Origin of the sequence: Dyella marensis, assembly GCF_049532885.1 — a bacterium.
Classification (GTDB): domain Bacteria; phylum Pseudomonadota; class Gammaproteobacteria; order Xanthomonadales; family Rhodanobacteraceae; genus Dyella_D; species Dyella_D marensis.
In genome coordinates this window covers 1215668-1231962 of sequence record NZ_CP064029.1, presented here as the reverse complement: position 1 = coordinate 1231962, position 16295 = coordinate 1215668, and the positions used below count along the sequence as shown (strand labels likewise).

Sequence of the window (16295 nt, the reverse complement as noted above, 5' to 3'; positions counted from 1 at the left end):
GTTCAGGCCGACGGCTGCCACAGGCGCGTCAGCGCGCCATCGCTTCCCTGCACCGGATCGGACGCGGGAAACGGCAAGGCCGCGATACGGTGCAGCATCACGTCCGTGGCCGCCTCGCGGCAGATATCCCAATCCTGCTGCGGCGGATACGCGCCGACCACCAGGAAATCCTCGCTGCCGGACATCTTGCAGTGCCCGGTGCCGGCGGGCAGCACCGCGACGTCGCCTGCCCCGACATCCACTTCGCGCGCACCCGGGCCGCCCAGCAGCAGCCGCGCGGAACCGCGGGCGAAACCCAGCACTTCGTGCGCGGTGGAGTGGTAGTGATGGAAACCGTATACGCCGTTGCGCCAGCGTGGCGGCCAGCCGTGGCGGCTGAACATCGCCTCGAACGCGGCGGCGGTGGCCTCGCCATCCATCGCTTCCAGCACACTGCGATAAATCAACACCGGCAGGCGCGGATGGTTGGGCACCCAGTCGTGCGGGTCGAGCATGAAGCTGTCGGGTTCGCGCATGGATCGCTGCTCCTGCTGCGGAGTGTCGGCCCATGCTAGGCAGCGCGCGGACAAGAGCGCATGAAAGAAACGCCAGCGCGGCGTGGACGCGCTTATCCGCGGTCGCCGTCCATGTTGTATTCACGCCGTAGGTTGGGGTGAGCGCAGCGAACCCCAACACCATGCCTGGCAGCGCCGCGCAACGTTGGGGTTCGCTGCGCTCACCCCAACCTACGCCAGCTTCGAAGCGTAAACCTCACTCGCGGTCGTCGCGCGTCCAGATCCCGCCGAGGGCTTCGCGTACCGGAAACTTCGCGATCGGCTCATAGGCCGGCGGGCACAATGCCGCGCCGGTACGCAGGTCGAAGCGTGCGCCGTGGCGCGGGCATTCCACTTCGAAGCCATGCACGTCGCCGCCGGCGAGGTCGCCGCCGTCGTGCGTGCACAGGTCCTGCACCGCGTAGAGTTCGCCATCGATGTTGTAGATGGCGATCGGCTCCTGGGTGACTTCGTCGTACACGACCTTGAACTCGCCGGGCAGCAGTTCCGCGCGCGTGCCGACGTAGGTCCAGCCGCTGACGTCCTCGCTCACGCCGTGCCTCCGGCGAGCGTCTTGACCAGCCATTCGAAGCGCAGGTCGTCGCGGCGCGGAATGCCGAAGCGCTCGTCGCCATAGGGGAACGGACGGTATTCGCCGGTGCGCTGGTAGCCGCGGCGCTCGTACCAGGCGATCAGTTCCGCGCGCTGCTCGATCACCGTCATGCGCATGGCCAGGCACTGCCAGCGCTCGCGCGCGTGGCGCTCGGCCTCGGCCAGCAGGGCCTTGCCGATGCCGCCGTTCTGCAGCAGCGGATTGACCGCGAACATGCCGAAATAGCCGGCCTCGCCCTGGCGCTCCACGTGGCAGCAGGCCAGCAGCTCGCCATCGCGCTCGGCCAGCAGCACCACGCTGTCGGCCTGCGCCAGCAGCTCGGCCACGCCTTCGACATTGGTGCGGCGGCCGTCGAGCAGGTCCGATTCGGTGGTCCAGCCGAGCCGGCCCGAATCGCCGCGGTAGGCGGATTCGACGAGGGCGACGATGGCGGGAACGTCGGCCGCGAGGGCCGGGCGGAACACGGGGGGAGAGGTCGTGGGCATGAGCGGAATCATAATGCCGCGGCGCCCTCTCCGGCCATGGCGCCGCGCTCAGTGCGGCGCGGCGACCAGCACCTGAAAACCCTCTACCGGCTTGCCCTTGCCGCTGGCTGCCGCCGCGGCGAGATAGACCTCGTGGGTGGACGGATCCAGCACCATGGTGCGCGCGCTCTTCTGCGTGGGCAGGTTGCCGAGCAGGCGGTAATGATCGGCATCGTCCTGCGCCACCACGCTGAGCACGCCGTCCTCGCCCGCCGAACCCAGCACGGTGTGGCGCGCGGCATCGTAGATCACCGCGTCGGGGCCCTTGCCCATCTCCACCTTCGCCACCTGGTGGCCGTCGTGCGCGTCGGTGACGATCAGCCAGCCGTTGTCGCATACCGAGAACAGACGGCCGTGCGCCGCATCGAGCGCAAGGCCGGTCGGCCCGTCGCACGGCGCCATCGCCCATACCGCGGTGACCTTGCCGGCCTTGAGGTCGACGCGCGCCAGCGCGTTCTTGTCTTCCAGATTCAGATACAGCAGGCCGTTACCGTCGGCCACCGCGAATTCCGGCCGGCCCGGCAGCGCGACGGTGGACAGCTCCTTGCCGGCCTGCGCGTCGATCACGCTGAGGTTGTTGCTGCGGCCGTTCATGGTCAGCAGATGGCCGGAAGCGCCGTCGAACAGGATCGCATCCGGGTTCTTGCCGCTGACCGCGATATGCCGGGTGACTTTGAGCGTCTGCGTATCGAACACGGTGACTTCGTCGCCGCGCCCGCTGCTGACGAAGGCCTCGTGCGTGGACGGCGACAAGGCCACGCCGTGCGCATGCTGCATGCCGGCTACTTCGCCGGCCAGCTTGCCGCTGGCGGTATCCATCACCATCACCCGGTCGTCGCGGGCGATATAGAGGCGATGCGCGGCGGCATCGAGGCTGAGGTAATCCCAGCCGCCCGGTCCGCCCAGCGCATGGCGCGCGGCGACGGCATACGGCGCTTCGGAAGGCGCGGCCAGCGCGGGCAGCACGGTGGCGGCGAGCAGCAGCGGCAGCAGGCGGATGGACGGCTTTTTCATGCGCAAAGTCCCGGCAAGGTGGCGGTCGACGCCTGAGCGTAGCGACCGCACCTTATGGTTCTTTTAGCGTGTGGTTTTCTTGGTGTGTAGTTTTCCCGGCGCGCCGCTCAGGCCAGGTTGTCGGCCGCGAACTCCCAGTGCACCAGCTGCCAGAACGCCTGCAGGTAGTTCGCGCGGGCGTTGCGGTAGTCGATGTAGTAGGCGTGTTCCCACACGTCGGCCACCAGCAGCGGGCGGTCGGCGCCGGTCAGCGGCGTATCGGCGTTGGCGGTGTTGACGATGGCCAGCTGGCCGTCCGGCCGCTGCACCAGCCAGGTCCAGCCCGAGCCGAACTGCGCGGCGCCCGATTTGGCGAACGCTTCCTTGAACGCGTCGAGCGAACCGAAGTCGCGCACGATCAGGTCGGCCAGCAGGCCTTGCGGCGCGCCGCCGCCGCGCGGGCTCATCGAGTTCCAGTAGAAGCTGTGGTTCCAGGCTTGCGCGGCGTTGTTGAAGATCGCGCCGGAGGCGCGGCGCACGATCTCCTCCAGCTCCAGATTTTCGAGTTCGCTGCCGGCGATCAGCATGTTGAGGTTGGTGACGTAGGCGCGGTGGTGCTTGCCGTAGTGGTATTCCAGCGTTTCCGCGGAAATATGCGGCGCCAAGCCGTTGAGCTCGTAAGGCAGCGGCAGCAGTTCGATAGCCATGCGTAGCGTTCCTTGGGGTGCTTTGTTGGGGGAGGAATTCAGGCGCGGGCCGGCGCCGCGCGCCGCGCGACCGGCAGGCCCAGCGCGACCAGCAGCGCGAAGCCGCCGAGCAGCCACAGCGCCGCGGCGCGCGCACCGGGCACGCCGCCCGGCTCGCTGAGGCCGGCGGCATTCGCCACCCAGCCGGCCACCGCCGCGCCGAGCGACATCGCATAGAGCTGCACCGTCGAGATCGACGAAGAAGCCAGCGCGCCCTCTTCCGCCGGTGCCGCTTCCAGCAGGCGCGTGAGCAGATGCGGCCAGGCCATGCCGATGCCGAGCCCGACGCAGGCGAGGAACACACAGAGCGCGCCGAAACCGATGCCTTGCGCCGCGGCGGCCGGCCGCTGCAACTGCCAGGCGAGCAAGGCCAGCGCCACGGCCATCAGCAGCGGCCCGAAGCGGATGCAGCGCGCGCCGAACGCACGGTCGCGGCCGGCGCTGAGCATGGAACCGAAGCTCCAGCCGGCCGCCATCACCGCGGTGAGATAGCCCGCTTCCAGCGGCTCGTGGCCGAGGATGGTCTGCAGGAAATACGGCACGAAGATCTCGACCGTGCTTCCGATCACCAGCAGCGCCATCACCAGATAGAGCGAGCGCAGACGCGAAGGCGCATACGAGCCGGTCGGCAGCAGGCGTACCTGCGCATGTCGATCCGCGCGCACGATCAAGGCCGCCAGCGCGAGGCTGATGCCGATACCCAGGCATTGCAGGGCGCGCGACGCGGCGAGGCTGGCCATCGACACCGCCAGCACCGACAAGGCGAGCAACGCCAGGCGCCCGCCCGGCACCGCCGCGCGCTCGCCGCCCGCCGGCGCGGAGGGCAGCCAGGCCAGCACGATAGCGCCCAGCACCGCCACCGCCGGCAGCAGGCTCCAGAACGCCCAGCGCCATTCGCCCAGCTGCGCGAACACGCCGCCGATCGCCGGCCCCGACAAGGTGGCGATGCCCCACATCGCCGAGACCAGCCCCATCGCACGCGACCACAAGGCCGGCTCGAACACCTGGCGGATCAGCACATAAGCCAGCGACACCAGCACGCCACCGCCCAGCCCCTGCAGGCTGCGGCCCGCCAGCAGCCACGGCATCGACGGTGCGGCTGCGCAGACCAGCGCGCCGACGGAGAACACCGCCAACCCGAGCAAGTACGCGCCCTTTCCGCCCAAGCGCCCCGCCAGCGCCGCCGCCAGCGTGGCGCCGATGATCGAAGCGACCACGAATACCATGGTGTTCCAGGCGTAGTACGCCAGCCCGCCGATATCTCGCACGATCGACGGCATGATCGTGGTCACCACGTAGATATTGACCGCATGCAGCGCCGTGCCACCCGCCAGCGCCACCGAACGGACGCCGTTGCGCCCCGAAAGAAGATCCGCCCAGGAGGCGGAAGCCATCGCCGTTGCCATGCTTTCCTCGACAATGCGCGCCGGGCGCGCCAATATCCAAGTTATGACTTGGGATATTAAACCCGACCACGGGAATTAAACAAGCATGAGCTTGGATAATATCGAAACCAGCGAACGCATCCTGCGCCAGCTCAAGACCTTCGGCCCGCAAGGCAGCACCGCCCTGGCCGAAGCCCTGGGCGTCAGCACCGAGGCGATCCGCCAGCAGGTGCAGAAGCTGCTGGACGAGCAACTGATCGCCGGCGAACAGGAACGCTCCACCGGTGCCGGCCGCCCCCGCCAGCTGTGGTCCCTCACCGCCACCGGCCACGCCCGCTTCCCCGACGCCCATGCACAACTGGCCGTCGACCTGATCGCCTCCGTCCGCGCCCTGTTCGGCGAAGCCGGCGTCGACCAACTGGTCGACGCCCGCCGCGAAGAAAACCGCCGCCAGTACCTGCAGACCACCGCAAGCGCACGCACCCTCGCCGACCGCATCCGCCGCCTCGCCGCCATCCGCGATCGCGAGGGCTACATGGCCCGCGCGGAAAAAGACGGCCGCGACTGGCTATTGATCGAAGACCACTGCCCGATCTGCTCCGCCGCGCGCGCCTGCCAGGGTTTCTGCCGCGCGGAGCTGGAGCTGTTCCAGGAAGTGCTCGGCGAAGAAGCAAGCGTGAAACGCGAACAGCACCTGCTCGCAGGGGCCCGCCGCTGCGTCTACCGCATCAGTCCGCGCAAGCCAGTGCTGACGCCAGTCAAACTCAGCTAATTCATCTGCAGCCGCTTGCCGCGACCTTCAGCGCACCACTCCGCCCCGCCCCTCACCCTGCCCTCTCCCCGGAGGGGAGAGGGGTGATGGCGTGAGGTGTGCAGGAACGAAGAGCAAAAGCTGGCCTAGGTCACTGAAAGTCCTCTCGGCCACGGCACGTTGAAGCAGCCGCTACGTAAACGCACTGATGTTTCGTGTAGACCCAGGTTAATCAAGTTACCGCAGCCGCCCACCGCTCCTTCTAGTCGCGTCGCGAGCCTTTGACTTGAGGCCATTTCTCTTTGGTTACTTTCTCTTTGGGCCAGCAAAGAGAAAGTGACTCGGGCGCCGGCAGGCGTCCGAAATGCCCGCTGCATAAGCGGCCAAGTCGCGACAACCGCACCTAGTCGCTACTGGATCCCGGCCTACACCGGGATGACGAGCAAAACGACCAGCGTGAATGACCTTCGACACTGTCGAACACTTCCCCAGGCTGCCTAGCCTGCGCGGCTAGCCGCGCCCTCCCGCCGCACCCGCCACCCAAGGGGACCCACCATGAAACACATCAAGCTGGCCCTGGCCATCTCCCTGGCGCTGTCCACCGTCGCCATCGCCGGCCCCGCCGGCAACCTCGACATCAAGGAACTGGACAAGAAAATCGCCCCCTGCGCCGACTTCAACGGCTTCGTCAACGCCAAGTGGGTCGCCGCCCACCCCATCCCGCCGGACCGCACCCGCTGGGGCTCCTTCGACGCCCTGCGCGAAGACAGCCTGAGTGCGCAGCGCACCATCGCCGAAGCCGCCGCCAGGCATCCGGCCCAAGCCCAGGCCGGTTCGATCGAACAGAAGATCGGCTACCTCTACGCCTCCGGCATGGACGAAGCGGCCATCGAGAAAGCCGGCTACGACCCGATCAAGCCGCAGCTCGCGCGCATCGATGCGCTGAAGAACGGCGCCGACGTCGCCGCCTATATCCGCGACAGCTACGCGCGCGGCGACGGTGTGGCGTTCCGCTTCTCCGGCAGCCCGGACTTCAAGGACTCCAGCCGCCAGATCGCCTACGCCGGCCAGGGCGGCCTGGGCCTGCCCACCGCCGAGTACTACAGCAAGCCGGACTTCGCCAGGATCCGCGAGGCCTATGTCGCCCACGTCGCGCGCACGCTGCAGCTGGTCGGCGTGAACGCCGCCGATGCGCAGGCGCAGGCCAAGGCGGTGATGGCGTTCGAGACGCGCCTGGCCGCGGCCTCGCTGCCGCCGGTGGAACTGCGCAAGCCGGAAAACCGCTATCACTACGTCAGCTTTGCCGACGCCGGCAAAGTCACGCCGCACTTCGACTGGGCCGCGTTCTTCCAGGCCCAGGGCGCGGACGTGAAGGACGGCTTCTCGCTGTCGCATCCGAAGTTCTTCGCCGAGTTCGACCAGATGCTGGCGCAAACGCCGGTAGCCGACTGGCAGGCCTACCTGCGCTTCCACGCGGTGGACAGCGCCGCGCCCTACCTGTCCACGGCCTTCCAGCAGGAAGACTTCGACTTCAACGCCAGGACGCTCAACGACCAGAAGGAAATGAAGGCGCGCTGGAAGCGCACGCTCGACGCGGTCAACGACAGCATGGGCATGGCGCTGGGCCAGCTCTACGTGGCGCGCTATTTCTCGGCCGAATCCAAGCAGCACGCGCAGGGCCTGGTGGACAACCTGCGCGCCGCCTACAAGTCGCGCATCGAGAACCTGGAATGGATGAGCGCCGAGACCAAGCGCAAGGCGCTGGAGAAATGGGCGAGCTTCACGCCGAAGATCGGCTATCCGGACCAGTGGCGCGACTGGAGCGGGCTCACGCTGAAGCCTGGCGATTACTTCGGCAATGTGCAGGCGGCGGCCAAGTTCAACTACGACTACATGGTCGGCAAGATCGGCAAGCCGGTGGACCGCAGCGAATGGGGCATGACGCCGCAGACGGTGAACGCCTACTACAACGCGCAGAAGAACGAGATCGTGTTCCCCGCCGCCATCCTGCAGCCGCCGTTCTTCGACGCCAAGGTGGATGATGCGCTGAACTACGGCGGCATCGGTGCGGTGATCGGCCACGAGATGGGCCATGGCTACGACGACCAGGGCAGCAAGTTCGACGCCCAGGGCAACAACGTCAACTGGTGGACCGACGCCGACCGCAAGGCCTTCGACGAGCGCACCGCCAAGCTGGCCGCGCAGTTCAACGGCTACGAGGCGCTGCCCGGCAAGTTCGTCAACGGCCAGTTGACCATGGGCGAGAACATCGGCGACCTGGGCGGCCTCAACGCCGCCTACGATGCGCTGCAGATGGCGCTGGCAAAGAACCCGGCCGAAGCGAAGCGGAGCATCGACGGCTACACCCAGGACCAGCGCTTCTTCCTCAACTGGGCGCGCGTGTGGCGCGGTACCATCCGCGATGCCGCGCAGCTGACCCTGCTCAACACCGATCCGCATGCGCCGGCGAAATTCCGCGCGATCGGCGCGCCGTCGAACATGGCGGCGTTCGCGCAGGCGTTCCAGTGCAAGCCGGGGGACAAGATGGTGCGCTCGGGCGAGCAGCAGGTGAAGATCTGGTAAGCACGAACGGCATGCATATGAAAACCCCGCGGGTGCGAGCCTGCGGGGTTCTCTTTATCGACTGGCGGAATCGCCCGAAGCGTCGTCATCCCGGCGCAGCCCGGACGAGCGCGTAGCGCGAAGAACACCCGAAGGGTGGCCCCAAAGGGGTGAGCGAAGCGAGTCATCCGGTAGCGAGGCGCTACAACGATGCGTGGCGCGAAAAGGCACTGCCTTGGAGCGTTGGCATATCACCGGGCACTTCCGCCACTGGATCCCGGCCTGCGCCGGGATGACGAGCGAAATGCGCAGCGCCATTTCTCCTCGCATTACAGCAGCAGCTTGCGCACCTTCAGCAGCGCGGTGATGAAGGCGTCGATCTCTTCGCGCGTGTTGTAGAAGGCCAGCGAGGCGCGCAGCGTGGCCGGCACGCCGTAGAACTGCATCAGCGGATGCGCGCAGTGGTGGCCGGAGCGCACGGCCACGCCCTGCAGGTCCAGCAGGGTGGCCAGGTCCGTCGCCTGCGCGCCGTCGATCAGGAACGAGATCACCGGCTCCTTCTCCCGGGCCTCGCCGAAGATGCGCAGGCCGGGAATCTCGCGCAGGCGCTCGGTGGCATAGGCCAGCAGTTGCTGTTCCCACGCGTGGATGGCTTCGAAGCCGACCGAGGCGTAGTAGTCGATCGCCGCCGACACGCCGGCGAAGCCCGCGATATTCGGCGTGCCCGCCTCGAAGCGGTGCGGCGGCTCGGCGAAGGTGGTGCCGCTGAAGCGCACCTCGCGGATCATCTCGCCGCCGCCGAAGAACGGCGGCATCGCCTGCAGCAATTCCTTGCGCGCCCACAGCACGCCGGTGCCGGTGGGCGCCAGCATCTTGTGGCCGGTGATCGCATAGAAATCACAGCCCAGCGCCTGCACGTCCACCGGGCGGTGCGGCACGGCCTGCGAGCCATCCACCAGCAGCGGGATGCCGCGCTTGCGGCATTCGCGCGCCAGCTCGCGCACCGGGTTGACCGTGCCCAGCACGTTGGAGACATGGCCCACGCAGGCCAGCTTCACTTCGGGCGTGAGCAGCTTGAGGTATTCCTCCACGATCAGCTCGCCGCGCTCGTCGATCGGCGCCGGCTTCACGGTGGCGCCGCTGCGCGCGGCCACGATCTGCCACGGCACGATATTGGCGTGGTGATCCATCACGGTGGTGACGATGGCGTCGCCCGGCTGCAGCTGCGGCAAGGCGTAGCTGTAGGCCACCAGGTTGATCGCCTGGGTGGTGCCCGAGGTCAGCACGATCTCGTTGCGCGAGCCGGCATTGAGGAACGCCGCCAGCTTGTCGCGCGCGCCTTCGTAGGCGGCAGTGGCTTCCTCGCCCAGCAGATGCACGGCGCGCGAGACATTGGCGTTGTGCAGACGGTAATGCTGGTCCACCGCCTCGATCACGCTGTGCGGCTTCTGGCTGGTGTTGGCGTTGTCGAAGTACACCAGCGGCTTGCCGTGCACGCTGCGCGCCAGCAGCGGGAAGTCGGCGCGGATGCGCTGCACGTCGAAGGCGGTGGGAAGCTGGGCTTGGGCGTTCATCGGCTGGGGATCCGGTGGCGTGGGCTTCATTCGGCCGGCAGGTGGGCCAGCAGCAGCTGCGAGACGTGCTCGCGCAGCGCTTCGTTCGGCATCGCCTGCAGCACCGCGCGGCAGAACGCGGCGGTCAGCATGGCGCGCGCCTCGGCGTGCGGGATGCCGCGCGAGCGCAGGTAGAACAGCGCGCGCTCGTCGAGCTGGCCGACCGTGGCGCCGTGCGCGGCCTTCACTTCGTCGGCGTAGATTTCCAGTTCCGGCTTGGTGTCGATCTCGGCCAGCGCGGACAGCAGCAGGTTCTTGCTGCTGAGCGAGGCATCGCTGCCGTCGGCGCCTTCGGCCACCACGATGGCGCCGCGGAACACGCCGCGCGAACGCTGGTCGGCCACGCCGCGCCAGATCGATTCGGAAGCCGTGTTCAAGGCCGCGTGGCGCACCGCCAGCTGGGTGTCGACGTGCTGGCGGCCGTGCAGCGCGAACACGCCATGGGTGGCGAGGCGCGCTTCGTCGCCGGCCAGTTCCGCGCGCAGGTCGTGGCGCACCAGGGCGCCGCCGAATTCCTGCACGTGCATGGCCGCCTGCGCACGCGCGCCGAGGCGGAGCTGGCTGCGCCGGATCAGGGTGGCGTCTTCGGCGGCATCCTGCACGATGGCATAGTCGAGCCGGGCGCCGTCGCGCAGCACCACGTCGCTGACCACGGTGGCCAGCTGCTTCTGCGCGCCGAGGGAAACGTGGTGTTCGACCAGGGCCAGTTCGGCGCCCTCTTCCAGCTCGACGATGATACGCAGGTGCCAGGCCAGGTCGCCCTCCGCCGGCGCGCCGGCGAACAGCAGATGCACCGGCCTGGCGATCGCTTTACCAGCGGCGACGCGCAACACCACGCCGTCGCCGGCCAGCGCCGCATTGAGCCGCGCGAACGCGTCGCCGGCTTCGCGGTAGCGATGCGACAGCGCGAAACGCAGGCCTTCGGCATCCTCGCCCAGCGCCTGCGACAGCGGACGCAGGCTCAGGCCCGCGGGCAGCGCGGCCAGCGAAGAGAGATCGGCACGGAACGCACCGTTGACGAACACCAGCCGCGGACCGTCGACACCCGGCAAGGCCAGCGCCGCGGCATCGACCGCAAGCGTGGCCGCCTGCGCGTCGCCATGCGCGAAGCGGCGCTGCGCCAGCGCGCGCAGCGCGGTGTATTTCCAGGCTTCCACGCGGGTGTCGGGCAGGCCGGCAGCGGCGAAGGCGTCGAGGTTCTCGCGCCGCGCCGCGTCCAGCCAGGCGACGCCGCTGCCGGGCAGGCGCTCGAGCGCCTCGGCGGCGGGCAGCGAAGCGACGAACGGCGTGCGCGCCGGCTCGCTCATGCCTGCGCTCCGGCGGGGCTGCGCTCGTTGACCCAGGCGTAGCCGTGTTCTTCCAGCTTCAGCGCGAGCGACTTGTCGCCGCTTTCGACGATGCGGCCGTCGGCCAGCACGTGGACGAAGTCCGGTTCGATGTAATGCAGCAGGCGCTGGTAGTGGGTGATCATCAGGAAGGAGCGCTCGGCCGAACGCAGCGCGTTCACGCCCTGCGCCACCTGCTTGAGCGCGTCGATGTCCAGGCCGGAGTCGGTCTCGTCCAGGATCGCCAGCTTCGGTTCCAGCACGGCCATCTGGAAGATCTCGTTGCGCTTCTTCTCGCCGCCGGAGAACCCTTCGTTCACCGCGCGGTGCAGCAGCTCGTCGGAGATCTGCATGATCTTCAGCTTCTCGCGCACCAGCTTGAGGAACTGCATGGAATCGAGTTCCGCCTCGCCGCGCTGCTTGCGCTGCGCATTGAGCGCGGCGCGCAGGAAATAGGTGTTGTTCACGCCGGGGATTTCCACCGGATACTGCAGCGCCAGGAACACGCCGGCGGCGGCGCGCTCTTCCGGCTCCAGCGCCAGCAGGTCGCGGCCCTCGAAGCTCACCGAGCCTTCGGTCACCTCGTAGCCGTCGCGGCCGGAGAGCACATTGCCCAGGGTGGACTTGCCGGCGCCGTTCGGGCCCATGATGGCGTGCACCTCGCCGGGGTTCACGGTAAGCGTGAGGCCCTTGAGGATGGACTTGCCCTCGACGCGGGCGTGCAGGTTCTCGATCTTCAGCATGTCACTTCAAATCCGCGGAGTTCTTGATGGAGCCGGAGCAGGTGTCGCCTTCCTGGGCGCCGTCCAGCCAGACCTTGAGTTGTTCGGTGCGCTGGCGGGTGAGCTTCGCCTTGGCGCCGGTGTAGCAGGTGGGATACATGCTGCCGTACTGGACGCGCGCGTCCTGGCCCTTGGCCACCGGATAGAGCGCTTCCAGCTCGGCGTCGCGGAACTGCAGCCACAGGCGCTGCGAGGCCTTGAGCTTGTCCAGGAACTGCGGCTGGTCCTTGTACTTGGCCAGGATGCTTTTCCACACGCTGTTGAGTTCGGCGTCGGCCTTGCTGAAATCGGCGCCGGCGCAGGCGTCGATCTCCAGCTGCGTACCCGGCGCCTTGCAGTCGGGCTGCTGGGCCACGGCCGCCAGCGGCAGCGCGGCGCAAACAAGGAAAGCGAGCGCGCGCTTCATCCGACGGCTCCTTCCAGCGATACCTCCAGCAGCTTCTTCGCTTCCACCGCGAATTCCATCGGCAGCTCGCGGAACACCTGCTTGCAGAAACCGTCGACGATCATCGACACGGCGTCTTCCTCGCTGATGCCGCGGCTGCGGCAGTAAAACAGCTGGTCGTCGGAAATCTTCGAGGTGGTGGCCTCGTGCTCGACGATGGCGCTGGGGTTCTTCACTTCCATGTACGGGAAGGTGTGCGCGCCGCAGCGCTTGCCGATCAGCAGCGAATCGCACTGGGTGTAGTTGCGCGCGCCCTCGGCGCCCTTCTCCACCTTGACCAGGCCGCGGTAGGCATTGGAGCTGCGGCCGGCGCTGATGCCCTTGGAGACGATCTTCGACTTGGTGTGCTTGCCGATGTGGATCATCTTGGTGCCGGTGTCGGCCTGCTGGCGATGGTGGGTGAGCGCCACCGAATAGAACTCGCCCACCGAGCGGTCGCCGCGCAGCACGCAGCTGGGGTATTTCCAGGTGATCGCCGAACCGGTTTCCACCTGGGTCCAGGAGATCTTCGAATCCGCGCCGCGGCAGTCGCCGCGCTTGGTCACGAAGTTGTAGATGCCGCCGACGCCGTTCTCGTCGCCCGGGTACCAGTTCTGCACCGTGGAGTATTTGATCTGCGCGCGTTCCAGCGCCACCAGTTCCACCACCGCGGCGTGCAGCTGGTTCTCGTCGCGCATCGGCGCGGTGCAGCCTTCCAGGTATGACACGTAGGCGTCGTCCTCGCACACGATCAGGGTGCGCTCGAACTGCCCCGTGTTCATCGCATTGATGCGGAAGTAGGTGGACAGCTCCATCGGGCAGCGCACGCCCTTGGGCACGAATACGAAGGAGCCGTCGGAGAACACCGCGGAATTGAGCGCGGCGAAGTAGTTGTCGCCGGTGGGCACCACGCTGCCCAGGTATTGCTGCACCAGGTCGCCGTGCTCGCGGATCGCCTCGCTCATCGAGCAGAAGATCACGCCGGCCGCGGCCAGCTCCTTGCGGAAGGTGGTGCCGACGGAGACCGAGTCGAACACCGCGTCCACCGCCACGCCGGCCAGCTTGGCGCGCTCGTGCAGCGGCACGCCGAGCTTGTCGTAGGTTTCCAGCAGCTTCGGGTCGACTTCGTCCAGCGACTTGGGTCCGGCCTTGGGCGCGGCGTAGTAGCTGATCGCCTGGTAGTCGATCGGCGCGAGGTTCAGCTTGGCCCAATCCGGCGACGGCATGGTCAGCCAGTGGCGATAGGCCTGCAGGCGCCACTCGGTCATCCATTCGGGCTCCTGCTTGATCGCGGAGAGCTGGCGGATGATGTCCTCGTCGAGGCCGGGCGGCAGGCTGGTGGTTTCGATGTCGGTGACGAAGCCGGCCTCGTAGCGGCGGCCTAGCGCTTCCGCTACTTCGGCGTTGTCGCGCAGCAGCGTGGCGGCGCTGGCTTCGACGGCCGTGTTGCTGGGTTCGTGAGTCATGCGGTGGTCCTGCTTTTCAGGGTGCTGAGTGCGACGGTCGCCACCGGCGGCGCGGGTTGCGGCTTGAGCATGTCGGCGAGGCTGACGGCGCGCAGGGCGTTGTCCACCACGTGGCTCACCAACCGCCAGCTGCCGCGCACGTTGCATTGCGATTCGCGCTCGCACTGCCCCGTGGCGACGCCGCATTCGGTCATGCCGATCGGTCCTTCCATCGCTTCCACAATCTGCGCCAGCGAGATGGCTTCGGCCGGACGCGCCAGCCGGTAGCCGCCGTTGACGCCGCGGAACGATTCGACCAGCCCCGCGTGGCTCAGCGACTTCAGCAGCTTGCTCACGGTGGGCAGCTCCAGCCGCGCCTCGTCGGCGATCTGCGCGGTGCTGAGCACGTCGTGCGGATGCACGGCGATGCAGGTCATCACCACCGTGGCGTAATCGGTAAGGCGGCTGACGCGGAGCATGGGGACGGAAGGCGGCGGGGATCGGGGAATCGGGACCAAAATGGTACGGATTAAGCGGGTTCGGGTCAATCGAGCGGCGTTGCACCAAACACGGGCAGCCGGCGCCGCGGACGCGCCAAGGCGGAGCTTGATCGGAGAAGCCGCTGCTCTAAGTCATTGAATCTGCGCATGCCGATATTGCTGATCCGGCTGGCACGCAACGTGCTGCGCTGCCACATATCAATCCGCCATGGGGAAAGCGCCGGATGAAGTGGCTTACCGCGATCATCAAACCCTTCACGCTGGACGACGTCCGGCAAGCCCTGTCCGAGGCCGGCGTCGCCGGCATGACAGTCACCGAGGTCAAGGGCTTCGGCCGCCAGCACGGCCACACCGAGCTGTACCGCGGCGCCGAGTACGTGGTGGATTTCCTGCCCAAGCTGAAGATCGAAGTGGCGGTGGCCGACGAGCAGCTGGAGCAGGCGATCGAGGCGATCAGCGGCGCGGCGCGCACCGGCAAGATCGGCGACGGCAAGATCTTCGTCAGCGAGCTGGAACAGGCGATCCGCATCCGCACCATGGAGGTCGACACCGATGCGCTTTGAGAGGCGGGTAACGGGGAATGGGGAACGGGGAGCGGGACGCCTCCTCGCGCTGGGAGCATTGCTCGCATCGGTCGCGCTGCCGGCATGGGGGCAGGCCGCCGCGCCTGCGCATATCGACAGCGGCGACACCGCCTGGATGCTCACCGCCACCGCCCTGGTGCTGCTGATGACCATTCCGGGCCTGGCGCTGTTCTACGGCGGCATGGTGCGCGCGAAGAACCTGCTGTCGGTGCTGATGCAGTGCTTCGCCATCACCGCGATGGTGACGGTGCTGTGGATCGTCTACGGCTATTCGCTGGCCTTCAGCACGGAGGGCATGCAGGCCGGCAGCATCGGTTGGCATTCCATCATCGGCGGACTCGATCGCGCGATGCTGGCCGGCCTCAAGCCCGACTCGCGCTACCAGACGGTGCCCGAGGCGGTGTTCGTGATGTTCCAGATGACCTTCGCCATCATCACGCCCGCGCTCATCGTCGGCGCCTATGCGGAGCGCATGAAGTTCAGCGCCATGCTGTGGTTCAGCGGGCTGTGGCTGACCTTCGTCTACCTGCCGGTGGCGCACATGGTATGGAGCGGCCCCGGCTCCCTGCTGGGCGACCTGGGCGTGCTGGATTTCGCCGGAGGCACGGTGGTGCACATCAATGCGGGTATCGCCGGCCTGGTCGCCTGCCTGGTGATCGGCAAGCGCCGAGGCTTTCCGCACGTGCCGATGCCGCCGCACAACCTCGGCTACACGGTGGTCGGCGCCAGCCTGCTGTGGCTGGGCTGGTTCGGCTTCAACGCGGGTTCCGCGGTGGCCGCCAACGGCAGTGCCGGCATGGCCATGCTGGTGACGCAGATCGCCACCGCCGCCGCCGCGCTGGGCTGGCTGGTGGCCGAGTGGGTGGTGCATGGGCGGCCCAGCGTGCTGGGCATCGTCTCCGGCGCGGTGGCGGGACTGGTGGCGGTGACGCCGGCGGCCGGCACCGCGGGGCCGGGCGGATCGCTGGTGCTGGGCTTTGCCGCCGGCGTGGTGTGTTTCTTCAGCGCCACGCGGCTGAAGCACAAGTTCGGCTACGACGACTCGCTCGACGTGTTCGGCGTGCACGCGGTGGCGGGCATTCTCGGCGGCCTGCTCACCGGCCCGCTGGCTTCGCCGGCGCTGGGCGGCTTCGGCACGGTCACCTCGCTGTGGGGCCAGCTGTGGATCCAGGCCAAGGGCGTGGGCTTCACCATCGCCTGGAGCGCCGTGCTGAGCTTCGTGCTGCTGAAGCTGATCGACAAGACGCTGGGCCTGCGCGTGGATGACGAGCAGGAAATGGTGGGGCTGGATATCGCGCTGCACGAAGAGAAGGCTTACAACCTCTCCTGATTAACCAACTGGCCTCGGTCTACAAACTGGAATCCTTCTCCCTCCGGCGACCCGAAGGTAGTCCCCGTGGGAGAGAAGGTGGCGGCAGCCGGATGAGGGTACGGGCGGAGCGATACACATCACTCCTACGCTCCGACCGCACCCTCACCCCAACCCCTCTCCCGAGGGGAGACGGGCTTAATAGT

At 67.8% G+C, this 16295-nt stretch carries 16 protein-coding genes; 4 read left to right on the top strand and 12 right to left on the bottom strand.

From position 1 onward, the window contains the following. Positions 1-2: 2 nt before the first annotated feature. The 6 genes from ISN75_RS05315 to ISN75_RS05290 form a co-directional block, all read right to left on the bottom strand. On the bottom strand, positions 3-515 hold the full coding sequence (locus tag ISN75_RS05315; protein ID WP_168649085.1) for a cupin domain-containing protein: 513 nt from the start codon (positions 513-515) through the stop codon (positions 3-5). 235 nt (positions 516-750) lie between these two features. Continuing rightward, on the bottom strand, positions 751-1086 hold the full coding sequence (locus ISN75_RS05310; protein WP_343203544.1) for a non-heme iron oxygenase ferredoxin subunit: 336 nt from the start codon (positions 1084-1086) through the stop codon (positions 751-753). Then, entirely contained in the window at positions 1083-1631 is a 549-nt protein-coding gene (locus ISN75_RS05305; protein WP_168649084.1) for a GNAT family N-acetyltransferase, read from the bottom strand. Before ISN75_RS05305 ends, ISN75_RS05310 begins: the two co-directional genes overlap by 4 nt. Before the next feature lie 48 nt (positions 1632-1679). Next, positions 1680-2684: a YncE family protein gene (locus tag ISN75_RS05300; protein WP_168649083.1), complete on the bottom strand. Its 1005-nt coding sequence runs from the start codon at positions 2682-2684 to the stop codon at positions 1680-1682. 107 nt (positions 2685-2791) lie between these two features. Beyond that, entirely contained in the window at positions 2792-3370 is a 579-nt protein-coding gene (locus ISN75_RS05295; protein ID WP_168649082.1) for a superoxide dismutase, read from the bottom strand. A 38-nt stretch (positions 3371-3408) separates the two neighbouring features. After that, on the bottom strand, positions 3409-4815 hold the full coding sequence (locus tag ISN75_RS05290) for an MFS transporter (protein ID WP_168649081.1): 1407 nt from the start codon (positions 4813-4815) through the stop codon (positions 3409-3411). Positions 4816-4900: 85 nt separating this feature from the next. Here ISN75_RS05290 and ISN75_RS05285 point away from each other — a divergent pair, with 85 nt between their 5' ends. Next, positions 4901-5566 (top strand): helix-turn-helix transcriptional regulator, encoded by a 666-nt coding sequence (locus ISN75_RS05285; RefSeq protein ID WP_168649080.1) that lies wholly within the window; start codon positions 4901-4903, stop codon positions 5564-5566. Positions 5567-6100: 534 nt separating this feature from the next. Next, on the top strand, positions 6101-8128 hold the full coding sequence (locus tag ISN75_RS05280; RefSeq protein WP_343820796.1) for a M13 family metallopeptidase: 2028 nt from the start codon (positions 6101-6103) through the stop codon (positions 8126-8128). Positions 8129-8436: 308 nt separating this feature from the next. Here the strand turns inward: ISN75_RS05280 and ISN75_RS05275 are convergent, their stop codons facing one another. The 6 genes from ISN75_RS05275 to ISN75_RS05250 are packed head-to-tail and all read right to left on the bottom strand — an operon-like array spanning position 8437 to position 14175. Continuing rightward, the gene (locus tag ISN75_RS05275; protein ID WP_343820798.1) at positions 8437-9681 is read right to left on the bottom strand and encodes a cysteine desulfurase; all 1245 of its coding nucleotides are present in this window, start codon (positions 9679-9681) and stop codon (positions 8437-8439) included. A gap of 26 nt (positions 9682-9707) precedes the next feature. Further along, the gene (sufD, locus tag ISN75_RS05270) at positions 9708-11027 is read right to left on the bottom strand and encodes a Fe-S cluster assembly protein SufD (RefSeq protein WP_343820800.1); all 1320 of its coding nucleotides are present in this window, start codon (positions 11025-11027) and stop codon (positions 9708-9710) included. Continuing rightward, entirely contained in the window at positions 11024-11788 is a 765-nt protein-coding gene (sufC, locus tag ISN75_RS05265) for a Fe-S cluster assembly ATPase SufC (protein ID WP_167252160.1), read from the bottom strand. The genes sufD and sufC overlap by 4 nt, the downstream gene beginning before the upstream one ends. A 1-nt stretch (position 11789) precedes the next feature. Next, complete coding sequence (locus tag ISN75_RS05260) at positions 11790-12233, bottom strand: lysozyme inhibitor LprI family protein (protein ID WP_168649075.1); 444 nt, start codon at positions 12231-12233, stop codon at positions 11790-11792. Continuing rightward, positions 12230-13717, bottom strand: coding sequence for a Fe-S cluster assembly protein SufB (sufB, locus tag ISN75_RS05255; RefSeq protein WP_167252162.1), 1488 nt, complete (start codon positions 13715-13717; stop codon positions 12230-12232). Before sufB ends, ISN75_RS05260 begins: the two co-directional genes overlap by 4 nt. Further along, positions 13714-14175 (bottom strand): SUF system Fe-S cluster assembly regulator, encoded by a 462-nt coding sequence (locus tag ISN75_RS05250; protein ID WP_167252163.1) that lies wholly within the window; start codon positions 14173-14175, stop codon positions 13714-13716. Before ISN75_RS05250 ends, sufB begins: the two co-directional genes overlap by 4 nt. Before the next feature lie 245 nt (positions 14176-14420). On the opposite strand from ISN75_RS05250, the gene ISN75_RS05245 reads away from it, so the two are divergent. Together ISN75_RS05245 and ISN75_RS05240 are read left to right on the top strand one after the other, a co-directional pair. Next, the gene (locus tag ISN75_RS05245) at positions 14421-14759 is read left to right on the top strand and encodes a P-II family nitrogen regulator (protein WP_167252164.1); all 339 of its coding nucleotides are present in this window, start codon (positions 14421-14423) and stop codon (positions 14757-14759) included. Next, the gene (locus tag ISN75_RS05240) at positions 14749-16110 is read left to right on the top strand and encodes an ammonium transporter (protein ID WP_168649074.1); all 1362 of its coding nucleotides are present in this window, start codon (positions 14749-14751) and stop codon (positions 16108-16110) included. The genes ISN75_RS05245 and ISN75_RS05240 overlap by 11 nt, the downstream gene beginning before the upstream one ends. Positions 16111-16295: the final 185 nt, after the last annotated feature.

Bases quoted from the DNA above. Each gene is read 5' to 3' on its own strand.
- sufB (WP_167252162.1), bottom strand. From the start codon at position 13,717: ATGACTCACGAACCCAGCAACACGGCCGTCGAAGCCAGCGCCGCCACG.
- ISN75_RS05250 (WP_167252163.1), bottom strand. From the start codon at position 14,175: ATGCTCCGCGTCAGCCGCCTTACCGATTACGCCACGGTGGTGATGACC.
- ISN75_RS05315 (WP_168649085.1), bottom strand. From the start codon at position 515: ATGCGCGAACCCGACAGCTTCATGCTCGACCCGCACGACTGGGTGCCC.
- ISN75_RS05280 (WP_343820796.1), top strand. From the start codon at position 6,101: ATGAAACACATCAAGCTGGCCCTGGCCATCTCCCTGGCGCTGTCCACC.
- sufD (WP_343820800.1), bottom strand. From the start codon at position 11,027: ATGAGCGAGCCGGCGCGCACGCCGTTCGTCGCTTCGCTGCCCGCCGCC.
- ISN75_RS05285 (WP_168649080.1), top strand. From the start codon at position 4,901: ATGAGCTTGGATAATATCGAAACCAGCGAACGCATCCTGCGCCAGCTC.
- sufC (WP_167252160.1), bottom strand. From the start codon at position 11,788: ATGCTGAAGATCGAGAACCTGCACGCCCGCGTCGAGGGCAAGTCCATC.
- ISN75_RS05305 (WP_168649084.1), bottom strand. From the start codon at position 1,631: ATGCCCACGACCTCTCCCCCCGTGTTCCGCCCGGCCCTCGCGGCCGAC.
- ISN75_RS05275 (WP_343820798.1), bottom strand. From the start codon at position 9,681: ATGAACGCCCAAGCCCAGCTTCCCACCGCCTTCGACGTGCAGCGCATC.
- ISN75_RS05300 (WP_168649083.1), bottom strand. From the start codon at position 2,684: ATGAAAAAGCCGTCCATCCGCCTGCTGCCGCTGCTGCTCGCCGCCACC.
- ISN75_RS05245 (WP_167252164.1), top strand. From the start codon at position 14,421: ATGAAGTGGCTTACCGCGATCATCAAACCCTTCACGCTGGACGACGTC.
- ISN75_RS05295 (WP_168649082.1), bottom strand. From the start codon at position 3,370: ATGGCTATCGAACTGCTGCCGCTGCCTTACGAGCTCAACGGCTTGGCG.
- ISN75_RS05260 (WP_168649075.1), bottom strand. From the start codon at position 12,233: ATGAAGCGCGCGCTCGCTTTCCTTGTTTGCGCCGCGCTGCCGCTGGCG.
- ISN75_RS05290 (WP_168649081.1), bottom strand. From the start codon at position 4,815: ATGGCAACGGCGATGGCTTCCGCCTCCTGGGCGGATCTTCTTTCGGGG.
- ISN75_RS05240 (WP_168649074.1), top strand. From the start codon at position 14,749: ATGCGCTTTGAGAGGCGGGTAACGGGGAATGGGGAACGGGGAGCGGGA.